Annotated in this window: 16 protein-coding genes and 2 tRNA genes; 2 read left to right on the top strand and 16 right to left on the bottom strand. The window is 65.6% G+C overall.

Annotation, left to right across the window (positions count from 1 at the left end; translation table 11 throughout):
* The first annotated feature begins 64 nt into the window (after nucleotides 1-64).
* Nucleotides 65-1,195, top strand: a complete 1,131-nt coding sequence (gene asd / locus QF038_RS05160) for an aspartate-semialdehyde dehydrogenase (protein ID WP_307609206.1) — start codon at nucleotides 65-67, stop codon at nucleotides 1,193-1,195.
* Nucleotides 1,196-1,279: 84 nt separating this feature from the next.
* Here the strand turns inward: asd and QF038_RS05155 are convergent, their stop codons facing one another.
* The 10 genes from QF038_RS05155 to QF038_RS05110 all read right to left on the bottom strand — a co-directional run bounded on the left by QF038_RS05155 (nucleotide 1,280) and on the right by QF038_RS05110 (nucleotide 10,557).
* Nucleotides 1,280-2,242: a type IV toxin-antitoxin system AbiEi family antitoxin domain-containing protein gene (locus QF038_RS05155; protein WP_307609205.1), complete on the bottom strand. Its 963-nt coding sequence runs from the start codon at nucleotides 2,240-2,242 to the stop codon at nucleotides 1,280-1,282.
* A gap of 167 nt (nucleotides 2,243-2,409) precedes the next feature.
* Nucleotides 2,410-3,540: a winged helix DNA-binding domain-containing protein gene (locus QF038_RS05150; protein WP_307609204.1), complete on the bottom strand. Its 1,131-nt coding sequence runs from the start codon at nucleotides 3,538-3,540 to the stop codon at nucleotides 2,410-2,412.
* Nucleotides 3,541-3,566: 26 nt separating this feature from the next.
* Complete coding sequence (locus QF038_RS05145; protein ID WP_307609203.1) at nucleotides 3,567-4,634, bottom strand: UDP-N-acetylmuramate dehydrogenase; 1,068 nt, start codon at nucleotides 4,632-4,634, stop codon at nucleotides 3,567-3,569.
* 40 nt (nucleotides 4,635-4,674) lie between these two features.
* On the bottom strand, nucleotides 4,675-5,112 hold the full coding sequence (locus tag QF038_RS05140) for a MaoC family dehydratase (RefSeq protein ID WP_307609202.1): 438 nt from the start codon (nucleotides 5,110-5,112) through the stop codon (nucleotides 4,675-4,677).
* Nucleotides 5,113-5,114: 2 nt separating this feature from the next.
* Nucleotides 5,115-5,576, bottom strand: a complete 462-nt coding sequence (locus QF038_RS05135) for a MaoC family dehydratase N-terminal domain-containing protein (protein WP_307609201.1) — start codon at nucleotides 5,574-5,576, stop codon at nucleotides 5,115-5,117.
* 57 nt (nucleotides 5,577-5,633) lie between these two features.
* Nucleotides 5,634-5,858, bottom strand: coding sequence for a DUF3188 domain-containing protein (locus QF038_RS05130; protein WP_307609200.1), 225 nt, complete (start codon nucleotides 5,856-5,858; stop codon nucleotides 5,634-5,636).
* A 20-nt stretch (nucleotides 5,859-5,878) separates the two neighbouring features.
* Entirely contained in the window at nucleotides 5,879-6,811 is a 933-nt protein-coding gene (locus tag QF038_RS05125; RefSeq protein ID WP_307609199.1) for a DUF2797 domain-containing protein, read from the bottom strand.
* Between the two features lie 30 nt (nucleotides 6,812-6,841).
* Nucleotides 6,842-7,705 carry a CoA ester lyase gene (locus QF038_RS05120; protein ID WP_091414960.1) on the bottom strand — a complete coding sequence of 288 codons (864 nt, stop codon included), beginning with the start codon at nucleotides 7,703-7,705 and terminating at the stop codon, nucleotides 6,842-6,844.
* A 166-nt stretch (nucleotides 7,706-7,871) separates the two neighbouring features.
* Nucleotides 7,872-8,813 carry an aldo/keto reductase family oxidoreductase gene (locus QF038_RS05115; RefSeq protein ID WP_307609198.1) on the bottom strand — a complete coding sequence of 314 codons (942 nt, stop codon included), beginning with the start codon at nucleotides 8,811-8,813 and terminating at the stop codon, nucleotides 7,872-7,874.
* Nucleotides 8,814-8,844: 31 nt separating this feature from the next.
* A complete protein-coding gene (locus tag QF038_RS05110) occupies nucleotides 8,845-10,557 on the bottom strand; it encodes a glycoside hydrolase family 13 protein (protein ID WP_307609197.1) in 1,713 nt (570 codons plus the stop codon).
* 96 nt (nucleotides 10,558-10,653) lie between these two features.
* On the opposite strand from QF038_RS05110, the gene QF038_RS05105 reads away from it, so the two are divergent.
* A complete protein-coding gene (locus QF038_RS05105; protein ID WP_307609196.1) occupies nucleotides 10,654-11,859 on the top strand; it encodes an ROK family protein in 1,206 nt (401 codons plus the stop codon).
* On the opposite strand, the gene QF038_RS05100 is transcribed toward QF038_RS05105, so the two are convergent.
* The 6 genes from QF038_RS05100 to QF038_RS05075 form a co-directional block, all read right to left on the bottom strand.
* Nucleotides 11,852-12,508 carry an SDR family oxidoreductase gene (locus tag QF038_RS05100; RefSeq protein WP_307609195.1) on the bottom strand — a complete coding sequence of 219 codons (657 nt, stop codon included), beginning with the start codon at nucleotides 12,506-12,508 and terminating at the stop codon, nucleotides 11,852-11,854. The genes QF038_RS05105 and QF038_RS05100 overlap by 8 nt on opposite strands.
* A gap of 17 nt (nucleotides 12,509-12,525) precedes the next feature.
* Nucleotides 12,526-13,083 carry a dihydrofolate reductase family protein gene (locus tag QF038_RS05095; protein ID WP_307609194.1) on the bottom strand — a complete coding sequence of 186 codons (558 nt, stop codon included), beginning with the start codon at nucleotides 13,081-13,083 and terminating at the stop codon, nucleotides 12,526-12,528.
* Nucleotides 13,084-13,130: 47 nt separating this feature from the next.
* Nucleotides 13,131-13,952 (bottom strand): membrane protein insertase YidC, encoded by an 822-nt coding sequence (gene yidC, locus QF038_RS05090; protein WP_307609193.1) that lies wholly within the window; start codon nucleotides 13,950-13,952, stop codon nucleotides 13,131-13,133.
* Between the two features lie 182 nt (nucleotides 13,953-14,134).
* Entirely contained in the window at nucleotides 14,135-16,405 is a 2,271-nt protein-coding gene (locus tag QF038_RS05085; RefSeq protein WP_307609192.1) for a phytase, read from the bottom strand.
* 419 nt (nucleotides 16,406-16,824) lie between these two features.
* Nucleotides 16,825-16,898: transfer RNA gene (locus tag QF038_RS05080), tRNA-Met, on the bottom strand.
* 61 nt (nucleotides 16,899-16,959) lie between these two features.
* A tRNA-Thr gene (locus tag QF038_RS05075) sits at nucleotides 16,960-17,031 on the bottom strand.
* Between the last annotated feature and the right edge of the window lie 350 nt (nucleotides 17,032-17,381).

Here is a 17,381-nt window from a genome sequence, read left to right as displayed (position 1 = left end):
CAGTTCCATCCAGGCGTGACGTAACCGACTGCGCCGTGCCGGTTCCGAAGTCTAAACTGTACGAATGACTACAGCAGCTACCCCTTCCGTCGGCCTGGTCGGATGGCGCGGCATGGTCGGTTCCGTCCTTATGCAGCGCATGCAGGACGAGGGCGACTTCGCCAACATCAACCCGGTGTTCTTCTCCACCTCCAACGCGGGAGGTGCCGCGCCCTCCTTTGCCGATGGCGCCGGCAAGCTCGAAAACGCGTTCGACGTCGAAACGCTGGCCAAGCTGCCTATTATCGTCACCGCACAGGGCGGCGATTACACCAAGCAGGTCCACGGCGAGCTGCGCAGCCGGGGCTGGGACGGCCTCTGGATTGATGCCGCCTCCACCCTGCGCATGAACGGCGACTCGATCATCGTCCTGGACCCGATCAACCGCGACGTCATCGACAAGGGCCTGGTCAACGGCACCAAGGACTTCATCGGCGGCAACTGCACTGTCTCCTGCATGCTGATGGGCCTTGGCGGCCTGTTCAAGAACAACCTCGTGGAGTGGGGCACCTCCATGACCTACCAGGCTGCTTCCGGCGGCGGCGCCCGGCACATGCGCGAGCTGCTCAGCCAGTTCGGCACGCTCAACGCCGAAGTCAGCACGGAACTGGACGACCCGGCGTCGGCCATCCTGGACATCGACCGCAAGGTCCTGGCCCACCAGCGCACAGACATCGATGCCACCCAGTTCGGTGTCCCACTGGCCGGCTCCCTGATCCCCTGGATCGACGCTGACCTGGGCAACGGGCAGTCCAAGGAAGAGTGGAAGGCCGGGGTTGAGACCAACAAGATCCTGGGCACCTCAGACGAGAACCACGTCATCATGGACGGCCTCTGCGTCCGCATCGGCGCCATGCGCTCCCACTCCCAGGCACTGACCCTCAAGCTGCGCGAGGACCTGTCCGTCGCTGAGATCGAAAAGCTGCTGGACGAGGACAACCAGTGGGCCAAGGTGGTTCCCAACACCAAGGAAGCCTCCATGGCCGGCCTCACCCCCGTCGCCGCCTCCGGCACCCTGGATATCCCCGTGGGCCGCATCCGCAAGATGGAGATGGGCCCGCAGTACATCAGCGCCTTTACCGTGGGCGACCAGCTTCTTTGGGGCGCCGCCGAGCCGCTGCGCCGCATGCTCAACATCGCCACGGGGAACCTGTAGTCCTCAAGGTTCCCTACGAGCGGCCCTGACCCGCACAACCGTTGCTGCCCGGCACCGGTTATGCGGGGCGGGGCCGCTCTTGTGTCAGGCGGACATCCGGCGGGAGCGCTCCGTTATAGCCTGCAGGCGGAGCTTCAACTCCGCAGGCCGGTCAAGGTGATGCCACTGCAGCCGAAGTACCAGCCAGCCGTCTTCAATCAGCGCGTTCTCCCGCCGGCGTTCGGCAGGGAGGACTTCTTCCGTGGGCCGGTACTCCGTATACTTTCCGGCGCCGTCAAACTCGATGATGGTCCTCGCCTTAGGATCAGCGAAGTCTGCTCGGAACAGCCCGGAAGCAGTTCGAATTTCACATTGGGGCATGAAGCTGCGAATAGCTAAGGCATGAAGCAGAAGCCTCGTCCGGGTCTCCCCTGCAGATTCGGACCGTCCGTCCAGCGCGTCCAGCAGGATACGGGCCTTCCGGCTCCCTCGCTTTTCCGGACCGATGTTGAGAAGCCGCTGGATTTCAGCGAGTTTGGCCCCCTTTCGCAGTGCATGATCACCGATCACGGCCGCCTGTTCGAGCGGCAGGATCCGCGCGCAGTCCAGCACAGTCCTTTCCAGGCTGGTTGCCCTGATTATTCTTCCGTAGGGAGCCAAGAATGTGGTGGTGTCGCTCTCGCGGGGCCCCGCCCGGTGCGTCCTGACGTCCGTTCCTGCGCTTGCCCGGGAATTCGCGTAGCTGGTGGTGACGTGGATCAGTGGTCCCGCATTCCACACCTGACACTCATGCAGCCGCGCTGCACTCACGTGGCTATACAGCGCAGTCCCGCCGGTGGAGAGGTGGTGGGCATGGACGAGCAGTCCGTCCCGTGCCCACGGCTTCAGCCCATTCCAGTACAAGCTCCGGGCGTAGGCGCCACGACGCACTCGAATTACCACTCCGTGCCGCACCGCTGCAGTCAGGAGCCGGTCCCCGATGCCGGCTTCCTTGAGCTGCGTGGTGGACGCCAGGGGCTTTGACGGCCAGCGGTCCTCTATCAATTGCCGGGTTTGCTCGGGCTTCATGGACCAATACTTCGATGTGGTCCGCCCGTAAGGAACCCGCGGGCTGCCGGGTGTGGACAACTTTTGTACCCGTAAATGTGCAGCAGCGGCGGTGCCCCGCTCAAGCGGTCCTGCCCAGCACCGTTTATGCGGCCCAGGGCCGCGCGCGGGTTGGCGCCTCTTTTGACTTAGGTCCCCAGGAACGCGAGGTAGCGTTGGGCTGCACGGGCGAAGGCGGCCTGGGCAGAAGGCCCCAGAGGCTTGCCGTCATCAAAGAGTTCAGGCACGACGGCGGCTCCCGCGCCCGTGCCTGCCCGCGCCCACGTGCCTATCACCTCTCCCCCGGCCACCAGCGTTTTCTTGAAGACGCCGTTGCCGCCGGGGACGATTTTGTCGGCGTGCTCGGGGGCCAGGACAAGGCTGCGGTCCTGGTAACCCAGCACAAACTCGTCGAAGCCCGGAAGCAGGAGGACGGACCGCTGTCCGGGCACGCCGCCGTCGAGCAATGACGCTGTCTCCGGGGACAGCCAGTAGCTGGTGCCCCCGAACTCCAAATTGACCAGCTTGTCCTTAATGCCCTCAAAAGCCGCCCGGACCTCGGTCAGCGGGATTTGCGTCCACCAGGCGAAGTCCCGGATGGTGGCGGGGCCATGGCTTTGGAAATACCGCAGCGCGAACTCGGCGATGGCCTCAAGCCGTTCCATCCGGCGCGAGTCCGGGATCCATTGATCGAAGGAGGCAAACAACTGCTGGTTTCCCGCCAGCGGCCCGAGCACCAGCCAGGCATGCCGGCACAGTGTCCCCAGGATGTGGATGCCACGCTGGCCCTGGGTAGGCTGCCCGGCGGCGTCGAAAACCTCGAAAAGGGCAGCCCGGCCGGCAGGACCACCTGCAGCGATGTACTCCAGCGCCAGGTCGCGGCACTTTTCGACGTCAGCCCAGGAAATGCCCAATTCGCGATGCCGGCCCGCAATGCCTTTGGTGAGCCGCTCCGCCGTAAGGTCCAGCATCCAGTGCAGGTCCTCCGGCGCCACCAGGTGCAGTGTTCCGCGCATGGGCCACGAGCGGACCACAGCACCGGAATCAAGGGCGGAACGGACATCGGCCACACCCGCCCCGGGAACCCTGGCGCCCACAGCCCAGAGTGCCGCCTGCAGGTCCTGGGCCTGCATGGCTGTCATCCAGCGGACCGTGTCAGCTATTGAATCAGGGTTATGCGGTTGCCGGGGAACACCCGGGAGCGGGAGCAGCCGTTGGGACACCAGCCGAAGCCTGCCCAGCGTTCGATCGTCAAGACGGAACCCCACCTTCGCAGCCATGGCCCCATCCTATGGCCAGGCCCGGGCTACAGCTCCAGCCCGATCAGCAGCGGTTCCGGGTGGAGTTCAATGCCAAAACGACGTTCGACGCCGGCACGCACCTCGCGGGCCACCGCCACCACATCAGCTGCCTTGGCTGAGCCGCGGTTGGTGATGGCCAGGGTGTGCTTGGTGGACAGGGACGCCCGGCCGCCGCTGACGCTGCCAGGCTCCAGCCCAAAGCCTTTGCCAAAGCCGGCCTGGTCTATCAGCCAGGCGGCGGAAAGCTTCACCAGCCCGTCCTGGCCGGCAGGATAACGCGGCGCGCCCTCCGGCAGAGCCTCGGCCACCTCCGCCGGGACAATTGGGTTGGTGAAGAACGAACCGGTGGAATAGGTGTCGCGGTCTGCCGGATCCAGCACCATGCCTTTGGAAGCACGCAGCCGCAGCACTTCCCGGCGGACGTCGGTGGCGTAGGCACGCTTTCCCTGTTCCACCCCCAGCGAGCGGGCAAGCTCCGCGTACCGGATGGGAGCACTCATGCGCCCGATCGGCAGCTGGAACTCCACCGTCAGCACCACGTAGCGGGGTGAGCCGTTGATGGTGGTCTGCTTCAGGATGGAGTCCCGGTAGCCGAACTTCAACTCCGAGTTAGTGAAGGTTTTGACGGCATTCCGCTCGCGGTCCCAGGTCCGCACGGCGGCAATGGTCCGCGAAACGTCCGAACCATAGGCGCCCACGTTCTGCACGGGAGTCGCCCCGGTGGAGCCCGGGATGCCCGCCAGCGCCTCGATGCCGGACCAGGCGTGAAGGACGGCGTGCTCCACGAGCTTGTCCCAGTTGTGGCCCGCCTGCACCACCACGGCCACCCCGCCACAGGAGTCCTCGGCGTTGACGGTGAATCCCTCTGAGGCGATCCTGACGACGGTGCCAAGGAATCCGTCGTCGGAAATCAGCAGGTTGGAGCCGCCGCTGATAATGAGCAGCGGCTCCCCCGCCGCGTCCGCTGTACGGACGGCATCGATGATGTCAGCCTCGGTCCGGGCCTCGATGAAGGTGCCGGCGGGGCCTCCGACAGCGGCCGTGGTGAGCTGGGAAAGCAGGGTGGAAGTCACCAGACAACCCTATCGCCGAAAGTGTGCCCCGCTTTCCGGCTCAGCTGAGCTTGACGACGGCCTGGGCCTTCATCAGGACCTTCTGGCCTGCCGAAACAACTGTGAGGTCGATACGGGCCGTGTTCGCCTCGGCGTCGAGCTTTCCGATCAGGCCGCTGACCTCGATGGTGGCGCCGGGCTGGTCGGTGCCCGTGGTGTCGGTGACCAGGACGGGCTTGGTGAAGCGGGTCTGGAAATCCACGACGGCGGCCGGGTCACCCGCCCAGTCGGTGACCAGCTGCACGGCGGAGCCCATGGTGAACATGCCGTGGGCGATGACGCCGGGCAATTCAACCCCGGTGGCGAAGGATTCGTTCCAGTGGATCGGGTTGAAGTCACCGGAAGCGCCGGCGTACTTGACCAGGTCGGTGCGGGTGACCTCGACAGTGCGGCTGCCGATCTCCTGACCGGGGCTGAGTTCGTGGATGCTGAGGCTCATGGTTACTGTCCCTCTCCGCGGACCAGGATGGATGACGTGGTGGTGGTGACCGGCTCGCGGGATTCGTCCGCGCCGAGGGTGAAGATTTCGGAGCGGGTGGTGATCATCGCTCCCCCGCCCATGGCCCGGACACCGTCCACGTGCAGTTCGGCGACCAGCCGGTCGCCGGCGAAGATGGGGCGGTGGTGGGTGAAGCGCTGGTCGGCATGGACGACGCGCGAGAAGTCGATCCCGGCTTCCGGGTCCTCGATGAGCTGGGCGTCGGCGCGCTGGGCAATGATGATGGCGAACGTCGGCGGGGCAACAAGGTCGGCGTGGCCCAGTGCCTTGGCGGCGTCCACATCGAAGTGTGCAGCGTGGGTTGCTTTTACGGCGCGGGCAAACTCGCGGATCTTCTCGCGGCCGACGTCGTACACCTCTGCGGCAGGGTAGCTTCTGCCCTGCAGGTCCGGATTGATAGTCATGGGCTCAAGCCTATCGTCCGGCTGTTGGGCGGCAGAAAAGGGGTCCGGCCCGAATGGTTACCGGCGGAGATTCTTCCGGATGGCCTGGCCGCGGACCACGATGCCGGCGATGTGCAGGACAAGTCCCAGCCCGATCAGCGGGAGCGAGGCCATGGCCAGCGCCTGGTTGCCGCTGGTGTTGCCAATGAGGTTCAAAATGATGCCGACGGCGATCAGTCCCATGGCGCTGAAAACCAGGACTTTGTAGCGGGTTGGCGCGGTGGCCCAGAATTCGTTCAGCACGTTGCCAGTCTACCGGGGCCTCAGAACAGCGCTTCCTGGACCGCCGGGACCTCGGAGGTGTGCTCACCCGGTTCGATGGTGCGGCCCTTCAGCTGTCCCAGGTCCAGCACGAACTCGAGGCCGCTGTCATCAAGGGCGGCAAGCACAAAACTGCCGCAGACGGACCGGACCGTGAAGCCATGCGCGCCGGCATTCAGTGCGTGAGGGTACGTGTGGCGGGCGGATTCGGAACACAACCTTCCCGCCAGCTGCGGCCTGTTCCAGGTTTCTGCGACCACCTCAAAGCCGTCTTCATCCGCCCGGGACAGCAGCCGGCGGGCTTCGTCCGCCAATGCCGTGTTGTGGGCGGTGAGCTGTTCTGGGGGCGCCGGTGCGGCCAGGGCGGCAGCCTTGGCGGCTGAGCGCACCTGCTGCGGCAGGCCGCCGTCGCGCGTGACCAGGTCCTCCAGGATCCGCACCACCCGCCCGTCGGCAGCGCGGGCAATGTAACTGGCGGCCACGGCGCCCTGCTCGGCGAGCCGCTGCCACTTGCGCAGGTCCGACGCTGTCCCCACCTTGCTGGCCCCGTTCGCGAAAGTGGCCACATACAGCCAATGTGGCTGCATGAGGTAGCTTCGCAGCCCGGGCGGAACGCCGCCGCCACGGTGAAAGTCGTGCATCAGCCGGAAGTCGTCCGCTACAAAGCACCGCTCGCACTGGTGACCGCGGGCAGACGGCGACTGGTTCCTGCACAGCACGTGGTCTCGGAGGCCGGGTCCGTGCACGCGGTGGTGCCCGAGGCAGGACTTCCCCTCCGCGGCGAGCCGGAAACCCAGCCGGGTGCCGTCGTCGAGCGCTGTTTCACGGAAGGTGCCGTCCTGGGTTTGCAGCCGCAGGACAGGAGGCGCGCCCCTGGCGGAATCTTCGGCCGCAGGCCAAAAGACCCCGTGGACCAGATAGGGCGTATCGGTCACGGGGTCTCCTGAAAACAAAATCTGCGGGTGCTAGAGCGCGGGCTGCACCCCAAAGGCTACCGCGAGCTTCATGATCTTCTCGGCGCGGCCCAGGCGGGGCAGGTCTGAGCCGTCACGGATGACCCGTCCGTTGGCCTCGAAATCGGCCATGAAGTCGGTGGCCCAGGCGACGTCGGACGGCGTGGGGCTGATGACCTCGTTGATGACCGGGGTCTGGTCGATGGCCAGGCACAGCTTGCCGGTCATGCCCATCATCACGGTGATGCCGGTCTGCTCGCGCAGGATGGGGTGGTTGGTACCGACGGTGGGGCCGTCGATGGGGCCCGGGAGGTTGCCCACCCGGCTGGCCACGACGAGCTTGGCGCGGGGGTAGGCCATGGCCTCGGCGGTGGCGGCCATGCCCGTGTCGCGGCGGAAGTCACCGGAGCCGAAGGCGAGGCGGAAAGCACCCTGGGCCTTGGCGATGTTGTTGGCTTCCTCAATGCCTACGGCGGACTCCACCAGCGGAATGACGGGGGTTTTGCCATCCATGCGGTGGTAGGACTCGGTGACCTGGTCCGCGGATTCGGTCTTGGCGAGCATCACGCCGAGCAGGCCCGGGGTGCCGCGGAGGCCCGCGAGGTCGTCAGCCCAGAAGGGGCTGGTGGCGTCATTGATGCGGACCCAGGCTTTGCCTCCGGAGGTCAGCCAATCGATGACGTTGTTGCGGGCGTGGTCCTTCTGCGAGGGGTCCACGGCATCTTCAATATCCAGGATGATGGAGTCAGCGCGGGAAACGGCCGACTGGTCAAACAGCTCGGTCTTCATGGCATTCACGAGGAGCCAGGAGCGGGCGATCTCTGCTGGGATATTGCGTTCCGGCCTTACGGTCTCGGTGGCGATGGTAGACGTCATGTATCTACCGTATCCGGCCCGCAACGGTGATGCCCCTGAAAATGGCCCGCTTGTGAGGATCAATACGAACTAAACGGGATATGACAGTGCCTCTGCGGATGCCGCTGGCAGCAGGTGCCGTTATGAGGCTGCATAACGGCACCTGCTGCTACTCAATTGGGGGTGGTCAGGGGATGTTGCTGCCCCGCGCAGTGACCCAGAGTCTGTACCAGTCCGCCCGGCTCATGGCCTGAGCCACGCGGGCCGCATCGGCACAAGCACGGATGCGCCCAGGGTTGACCGTTCCGATCACCGGCGCAATGCCGGCAGGGTGCTTCATCAGCCACCCCAGCAGCACCGACTCCCCGGAGCTGCCGTACTCCCCCGCCAGTTCGGCCACCAGCCCGGCCGTGGCCGCCTCGTCGGACGTCTGGCTGTCAGGATCCGCGCCCGTGTAGAGGCCCCTCGCCAGGGAGCCGTAGGCCTGCAGGGTTATTGAGTTGCGGACGCAGTACTCCAGCGTGCCGTGCGGGAAGCTGTAGTCCAGGTGCTCGGCATGGTTTACCAGCACCTGGCTTTCCAGCCAGGCCCGCTTGAGCAGGCTCATTTCCAGCTGGTTCGCCACCACCGGGGTTTCCAGCCGGTCCTGCAGCGCCTCAATCTGCGCCCCGGACATGTTGGATACGCCCAGCTGCCGGACCTTGCCTTCGACCATCAGTTGTCCGACGGCGGCGGCAACCTCCGCGGGGTCCGCCAGGGGGTCCGGGCGGTGCAGCAGGAGGATGTCCACGTAGTCCGTCCGCAGCCGCTTCAGGCTTTCGTTTACCCGCTCCAGGATGGATTCGCGGCTGAGGTCGTAGTGCGTTTGCAGGCCGCGTTCGTTCAGCCTGATTCCACACTTGGTCTGCAGCCGGATCCTGTCCCGGAGCCCGGACGTGGCGGACAGCACCTCGCCGAAGACGGCCTCGGACTTGCCGCTGCGGTAGATGTCCGCGTGGTCGAACAGCGTGATCCCGGCGTCCAGGGCCGCCTCGATGGCGGCAGCGGCCTCGTCCACGTGCTCACCGGCATGCGGCTCGTTGGACCAGCTGCCGCCCAGGCCCATGCAGCCATAGATGAGTTCCTGCATCAGGCGGGCCGCCCCTTGCGCCTGCCGGACATCAGCGCAGCCATGCAGTGGTGTTGGCGGGCAGCTTGCCGTCTTCAAGCGGCGCGCTGGTGATCAGGACCTGGCCGGCAGGCAGGCCGACGGCGGTGTTCCCGAAGTTGGTGACGGACTGCCAGCCATTGGAGCGGCGGAAGTGCAGGACGTCAGGGCTGCCGGTCTCCACCCATTCCAGCTCCTCGCCGGTCAGCAGTTCGCGGCGGAGCTTCAGGGCCTTGCGGTAGAGCTCCAGCGTGGAGCCTTGGGTCCCGTCCTGCGCTTCCACGGCATACTTGCTGAACCAGTCGGGCTGGGGCAGGTGCGCACCGCCGTCGCCGAAGCCGAAGGAGGTTCCCTCAACCTTCCAGGGCAGCGGGACGCGGCAGCCGTCGCGGCCGATCTCCACGCCCTTGTTGCGGAAGAAGGAAGGGTCCTGCCGCTCGGACTCGGGGATCTCGGCGACTTCCTGCAGGCCCAGTTCCTCGCCCTGGTACAGGTAGGCCGAGCCCGGCACGGCGAGCATCAGCAGTGTGGCTGCGCGGGCACGGCGTTCACCGAGCTCCACATCCAGCTCCTCCTTGGGCCCGCCGGCGAGCAGCCAGTCCTTGCCGTCCTGGCCTTTGCTGCCGGCCTTGCCTTTGGAGACCTGGGGCAGGCCGTAGCGAGTGGCGTGGCGGACCACGTCGTGGTTGGAGAACACCCAGGTGGAGGAGGCTCCGGTGGCGGCGGCCTCGGCGAGGTTGCGGGTGATGATTTCCTTGTACTCGGCGGCGTCGAAGTCGGCCTGCAGGAGGTCGAAATTGAAGGCCTGGCCGAGTCCCTGCGGGCTGGCGTAGCGGGCCCGGCGGGTGGCGTGGACCCATGCTTCAGCGACGGCGGTGCGCGGCGGGTTGTACTCGTTGAACACCTCGCGCCACTCGGCGTAGATTTCATGGACTTCGTCCCGGTCCCAGAAGGGGTGCGTGCCGTCGTCGAACCCGTCCACGCCGGTGTTCGCGGCGCTCAGTTCCAGCTTGGAGAGCAGCGGTTCGGTGAGGTCCTTGGTGAGGGCGTGCGCCACGTCCACGCGGAAGCCGTCCACGCCGCGGTCGGACCAGAAGCGCAGGGTCTTGAGGAAGTCCGCACGGATTTCCCGGTTGGACCAGTTCAGGTCCGGCTGCTCCTTGGCGAAGATGTGCATGTACCACTGCCCTGGGGTGCCGTCGGGTTCGGTAATCCGTTCCCAGGCCGGTCCGCCGAACACTGAGTCCCAGTCCGACGGCGGGAACTCGCCGTTGGGGCCCTTCCCGTCGCGGAAGATGTAGCGGTCGCGGGCGGGCGAACCCTTGGGTGAGGCGAGGGCCTCCTGGAACCACTGGTGCCTGTTCGAGGAGTGGTTGGGCACGATGTCCGCGATCAGCTTGATGCCGGCGTCGTGCAGCGCCTTGGCCATCTCGTCAAAGTCCGCCAGGGTTCCCAGCTTGGGGTCCACGTCGCGGTAGTCGTCCACGTCGTAGCCGCCATCAGCCAATGCCGAGGGGTAGAACGGGCTCAGCCAGACGGCGTCGATCCCGAGCGATTTCAGGTAGGGCACCTTGGAGGTGATGCCCTTGAGGTCGCCGATGCCGTCACCGTTGGAGTCGGCGAAGCTGCGCGGATAGATCTGGTAGACGGAAGCCTGGCGCCACCAGTTCGGATCGGCCAGGCGGTCGGAATCGGACAGGGTTGCCAGGGTGGCGGTGGTGGACAAGGGGTGATCCTTTGCTTCTTGTCGACTATATTTATTTTGAATCTAAATTTAGTTGCCCAAGTATTATCTGGCGCAATCCGCAGAAAGGTCAACAGCATGGCTGAAACCACCACTGCCACCCCGCAGTTGTTGCGCCGGGTGAGCGCCGGGGCAGTCCTGGAATTCATGCGCTCCGCCACCGTGGTCACGGTCACCGAGGTCATGGAAGCAACCGGTCTGACGCGGGCCACCGCTATCGCCGTCTGCGAAGACCTTAAGGATCGGGGCTGGATCCGGGAACTGGAGAACCAGCGCGCCTTCGGCGAATACCAGAAGGGGCGCCCGGCCAGGCGGTTCGAGCTCAACGAGCGCGCCGGCTACGTCCTCGGGATGGACGTGGGCGTGTCCAAGGCAACAGTGGTGGTATCCGACCTTCGGGGGAAAACGCTCGGCCGGTCAAGCCAGCCGTTTGCGGAAGCGGAAATCTCCGCCGAAGAGCGCATCTCAGTCATAGATCGGGCCGCCCTTGCGGCCTTGGACCAGGTGGGCGCCTCCCCCGAAGCCGTGCTCGCCGCCTGCGCCGGCATCGCCGCGCCGGTGGACCGCAACGGGGACGTGCTGGCCGCCCAGCACTTCTGGGGATTGTTCGACGTCGGGCTGAAGTCGGCGCTGCGGGACCGCCACGGCTGGACGGTGCTGCTGGAAAACGACGCCAACCTTGCCGCCCTGGGCGAGCGGTGGCAGGGCGCGGCCGCGGGAATCGACGACGTCGTGGTAATCCTTGCCAGCGAACGATTCGGTGCGGGAGTGGTCGACGGCGGGCGGCTGCTGCACGGCAGCCGCGGCGGCGCCGGCGAACTCGCGTTCCTCGAGCACGTCCAAGGCGTGGGCGACACCTTCGGGATCGCGAGCCTTGCCAGAACCTGGGCCGCCGAGGCGCTGGCCGGCAACGCCAGGACGTCCCTTCGCTCGTTTGCCCCCGGCGGGGCCGAGGCAGAGCAGGTGTTCGCTGCCGCCGCTGCCGGCGATGGAGTGGCACTGGGCATCCTGGACCGCCTGGCGGACAGGATGGCCCGCATCATTGGTGCGGTATCCACGTTGCTGAACCCGGAGCTGGTGGTGATCGGCGGCGCAGTGGCCAACTCCGCCGGCGTGCTGCTGGAACCGATCGGCCGGCGGCTGACTGAGCTCACAGCCACACCCCCGAGGGTGGCGGTCTCACCGCTGGGCGACTCGATTGTCACCGTGGGTGCTGTCCGCGCCGCCCTCGACTACGTGGAGAAGCACTCCCTGGACCTGGCACTGGCGGCACCGCTCAGCTAAGCGACTCCAGCGCCGCGGCCACAGGCAGCGAACCGTCGCAGAACTCAATGGTCTTCCCTGCCGTCTGCGGCAGGTCCAGCACCGCTGCCGCCACGATGGCAGTGTTGCTGCGCGACGTTGCCCGCTCCCCCGCAGGATCAGGGTCTACAGTGATCATGCCTGTGCCCGGCTTGTCCGTGAGTGCACCCGGACCCAGGATGGTCCAGGCAAGGCCGGTGCCGCGGAGGTATTCGTCCGCCGCTGCCTTGGCCTCGGCGTAGGCGAAAAAGCCGTGGTCCGCCGGCACGCCGTGGTCCTTGCGGGCGCCCAGGTAGGACACCATCACGTAGCGGTTGACGCCGGCCTGCCCTGCCGCGTCCATGGAGCGGATGGCCGCATCCCGGTCCACGGCGTACGTCCTTTCCGGGTTCCCGCCGCCTGCACCGGCGGACCAGACCACGGCGTCGTGGCCCTGCAGCGCGTCGGCGAGGGCCGTCGTCGTCGAATTCTCCACGTCAAGGACCGCCGGCGTGGCGCCCGTTTCCGTAACGTCGGTGGCATGGTCCGGGTTGCGGATGAATGAGGTGACGGCGTGGCCTTCTTCCGCCAGCAGGGTGGACAGATGGAGGGCCACTTTGCCGTGGCCGCCGATGATTGCGATGCGTGTCATGTCCCCCATTCTGCCCTTTAGCCCAGGCAGCGGTAGCGGAGGTACACCACGCCGTTGCCGAACCGGTGCTCGTCGAGGAGGTCGAGCCGCAGGTTGACTCCGTCGGGCAGGTACCGCAACCCGCCTCCCACCGCCACCGGGTTGACGAAGATCTGGCATTCGTCCACCAGCCCGGCACGGAGCGCGGCGGCTGCGAGGGTGGCACCGCCAATGCCGATATTGCGGTCCGTGCCGGCCTTCATCTCCCTAACGGCATCAGGGTTGAAGCTGCGCTCCACCCGGGTACGGGCGGTGGTGGCATCGGCGAGCGAAGAGGAGTAGACAACCTTGTCTGCCCCGCGCCAGATCCGGGCGAAATCCTGGATGACCGGCGGATCCTCGGGCACGCCCATCGTGTCCCATACGGACATGACCTCGTACATGCGCCGCCCGAACAGGTACGTGCCGGCGCCGCGCTCCAGGTCGTTCACGAAGGCGTGGACTTCCTCGTCCGGCGCGCTCCAGTCAAAGTTGCCCTGGCTGTCCGCGAGGTAGCCGTCCAAAGAGGTGATGCCGGAGTAGATGAGCTGGCCCATCCGCCCATTCTGCCGGTGCGGGTGGCTTTGCGTAAGGGCCGGGCTCCCTAGGATGCGTCCGGCCGGCCGTCACCGGCGGCGGGCTGCCGCTCGCGGACTAAGAACTGCTGGGCCAGGGTCCAGATATTTGTAACGGTCCAGTAGATCAGGACGCCGATGGGGAAGAGGATGCCGCCCAGGCCGAACACCAGCGGCAGGCTGTAGAGCAGGATCTTCTGCTGCCGCATAAAGGGCGGTTCCGGGGTGCCCGTGGACGCATTCCGGGCGAGGATCAGCCTCTGGGTGAGGAACTGCGCCGCGGTCATGGCAAGGATCATCAGGACGGTCAGGATCACGACGGCGGCCTGGTCCCCGCCGCCGTGCAGTACCGATGCAGTGAGCGGGGCGCCGAAGATGCCGGACTGGTCGAACTGCACCACCAGGTCCCGGCTCATGGCACCAATCCCCTGGCCCTGGCGGGCAAGTGTGCTGATGCCGGACAGGACCTGGAACAGCGCGAGGAAGAAGGGCAGCTGGATCAGCAGGGGCAGGCACGCCGAGAAGGGGTTGGTCCCGTGCTTCTTGTACAGTGCCATCTGTTCCTGGGCCAGTGCCTGGCGGGAGACCGCGTCTGTTTTGCCCTGGTACTTTTCCTGCAGCTTCATCAGGTCCGGCTGCAGCAGCCGCATCCGGCGCTGGGCTTTCACCTGCTGCAGGAAAATCGGAATCAAGGCGGCGCGGATCACCAGTACCAGCCCGATGATGGACAGGGTCCACGTCCAGCCGCTGGCCGCCGGCATGCCCAAGGCGCCCAGCCCGTCATGGAACCCAACCATGATGGCGGACACCAGCCACCGGAACGGAACCATGATTTCGTCAAGAAAGCCCATACGTTTCCCCATCCCTCAGATGCCGCAAAGCTACGGCGAAACGGGGAGCTTGTCACGCAGGTGCTGGCCCGGGCAGAATTTTCCGCCCCGGCTGTCCCGGAAGTCTATTGGTTGCTGCTTTGAGCATGCGTAGAAACAGAAAGCCCCCTGGAATTTAGTGAATTCCAGGGGGCCAACTGCAGTTACGGCGTCTTGGGTCGAAGCGCCACCATCCAGCCGGCCCACTCCCGGGCGGCACTGAAGGCCCACGTCTTCGCCCCGCTTGGTCCGGCAGTAGCCTGGATGCCGTCGGCAACTTCGAAGCGGCGGGCACCGGCCTCGACTGCCTGGGACATCCCGGCTGGTGAAGTGAGGGTCACGGAGCTGGAGTTGACACTTACGCATCCGACGAGCATCGCGTTGGCGGCCGTGGTTGTTACCGCTGGGACGGTTCCCGAGGATGCTGCAGCGCCTGACGCCGACGTGGCGACCCCGTCGAGCCCTGAGGCGCCGGAGTATCTCGCGATACCCGCGCCGCTCGTCGTCGAAGTTGTCATCCAGGAATAGCTCGCAGGCTCGGACGCCGTGGCCACCTTGAAGTAGCCGTAGACTTTCGGGTTTGCGATGGCGGTCACGGCTGCTATCCGTGTCCAGCCGGCAGGCACACCGGTCGCTGCGACTGTGCCGCCATTCAGTGCGAGACAGCTGACGAGCAGATCACCTTGGGCGACATTGGCCGGCTTGGGAACCGTGAGTGTGGTGGTTGCCGTGGTGTTCACCGACTGACTCACCGACTCCCGGACGATGCCGCTACTGCCGCCGGGGTCACTGGGTGCGACGGTCCAGGTCTGAATCGCCGGTGTGGCATCGGCGTTACCGGCTGCATCGGTAGCCGCGACAGCGAATGTGTGGGATGCGGTGGACAAGCCAGTGTAGGTCTGGGGCGAGGTGCATGCCGCGCTCGGAGCACCGTCGAGGCTGCACTGGAAGGTCGAATTGGCTTCACTCGAGGTGAAGGCGAAGGAGGCGCTGGTCGATGTCGTTGTTGCAGGTGGTCCTGAACTAATCGCCGTCTCAGGGGGCGTGGTGTCTGTAGGCGGAGGCGTGGTGCCCACGGTCCATGTATAGGCCGCGGGGGTCGCGTCAACGCCGTTCTGGTCAGAGGCACGAACCTGGAAGGTATGCGTGCCACTCGCCAACCCGGAGTAGGAGACCGGAGTTACGCAATTTGTGAACGATGTGGTGTCGAGCGCGCAGGCGAAGGTCGCGCTGGCCGATGTCGAGGTGAAGCTGAATTGGGCCGATGTTGAGGTCGTCGGGTTGGCCGGCTTGCTCGTGATGGTGGTGTCAGGCGGAGTGGGCGTTGCGGTTCCGGCTCCAATTTTGCGCGGATCGTAAGCCGCATCAACGAGCAGAGCAGGTGAGTAGGCGGCCGCGATGGACTGCCACGGCACCGCTTTGAAGTTCTGGCGTTGTTCGTTGGCAGTGTCCTGGGTGACGAAGAAGCCCTGAGGGAAGGGACCGCCGACGCCGAAGTTGGTGACGTCTATCCCGTCCATACCGGTGACAGCATCGATCCCGTTCCCGGCGGGGATGGCGAACGCCCCTAGCGGTCGGTTGTCATCGCGGCTATAGATGTGGAATCGGTTGGAGCCCTGGCTGGCCGCCAGCAGGTAGCCGGCGCCCCCGCCTCCGTAGTAAATGCTGATGCCCTTAATGTCCTGGATGATGTCGCCGCCGTTCTCGGTGGTGCTGACAACTCTCGTTCCGGCGGTCGGGTCCCCGGGTTCTGCTCCGTAGCGCCAGATTCCGCCGATGTCCTCCTGCGCAATGTAGATCCGCTTCATCTCGTCATCGGCCACCAGGCCCTCGGTGTGGGCAGGACCGCTCACCGTCCAGCTGCGCACGAGCCGGCCTTTGACTGATCCCGTGGACCCGTCAAGTTCCCACTGCTCCACCTTGCCGACATCCGTGACAAAGGCGAAGTACTTGCCGGTGTCCGGGGAGTGGTAGAAGGAGAACCCACGGGGTGTCGCAATGCTGGCGGTGGGCAAGAAGCTGCCGGCCTTGGTCAGCGAGCCGTCCGAATCGTTGACTTTGTAAAAGTCAAGGCTCCGTTCCCGGTTCGAGACACCGACCAGGCCTACGCGGCTGCTGCCGAGAGGGAAGTTGTAGCGGACATCAACGTTGTTCATCCGCCCGTCGGGATAGTAGAACAACTGCCGTCCGGACAGGTCATAGACGACGAGACCGTGCCCGTCCCTGCTCTTGTCCGTGCCGATGATGGTGCTCTTCGACGGGTCGGTGGGATGGATCCAGATGGCCGGGTCGTCCGCGGCGTCCGGCGTTCCGGGTATCGGGGCCGTTTCGACCGTTGCAGCCACCTGGACTACGGCCGCATTCGCGATCGGAGCGGTGAGCCCGACGATCAGCCCGGCCACCGCCAGCACGGCAGCAAACTTCGACGTGAGCATCAAGCCTGGGAGTTGCCATGGCCGGCCGCCGAACATTCGGCCGCGGCGCCGGTCCGTTGGGGAATTCTGTTGCTTCGTCGTTGTTTTCAGCGGATTCATCGCGTTCCGATGTCTAGAAATCTCAAATGAGCCAGGTGCGCCGGGAACTTGCCGGGCGGGAGGCACAGCGACCATTGCTGTGCTGATGAACGGGCCTCGAGGTCTGTTGGCAGTGTCGTACGCCCCTCTAACTAACGACTGGCGGGGCGACAGTTCGAATGCTAGTACCCGGGCAAGCCAAGGGTAAGGTCCTCACTTGATTTAGGGGGCATGGCAAAGCGCACAATACGGGCATTAGGGCAAAACGAGTGTGTGGGAGGGGGCTTGCCTACAAACAGGAAAACCCCCGGAATCTCGGGGGATTCCGGGGGCTTAGCCTGTAGCGGTGGGGAGGCTCGATCTCCCGACCTCACGATTATGAGTCGTGCGCTCTAACCAACTGAGCTACACCGCCACGAATGAGAAAAACCTGCATCAAGCCGGTCAAAACCGCCTTGACACAGGCCCTCATCCAGAGCCCCCCACCGGAATCGATCCGGTGACCTCGTTCTTACCAAGAACGCGCTCTACCACTGAGCTAGGGGGGCAACGAGTAAATACTCTACCGGAAGATTTCACCACCAACAAATCGGGCTCCGGCGCGGTTCCGGAGGGGTGCAACACTTGCTTTTCGCCACGCGATGTCCTTCATTTTCCGCGCCGTTGCTGGGATCCACGGGCGGGCTGGGAGGCGCGGGGACCAGGGCTGCGGCAGGTTGTGGCGCCGTTCGAAGGCCCCGATGTGTCCAGTCCCACACCCGCCCGGAGTTTTTGTCCAGATATGCAGGTTTCCGTCGCGCGGAAGTCTCCATATCTGGACAAAAACTCCAAGCCCGTTAAACGCCGATGGGCCGGCTCGAAAGCCGGCCCACCAGGGGAACGCGTCAGTCAGAGGCTG

It is taken from the genome of Pseudarthrobacter sp. W1I19, assembly GCF_030817835.1.
Taxonomy (GTDB): Bacteria; Actinomycetota; Actinomycetes; order Actinomycetales; family Micrococcaceae; genus Arthrobacter.
This window is presented reverse-complemented; position numbering and strand designations above follow the sequence as displayed.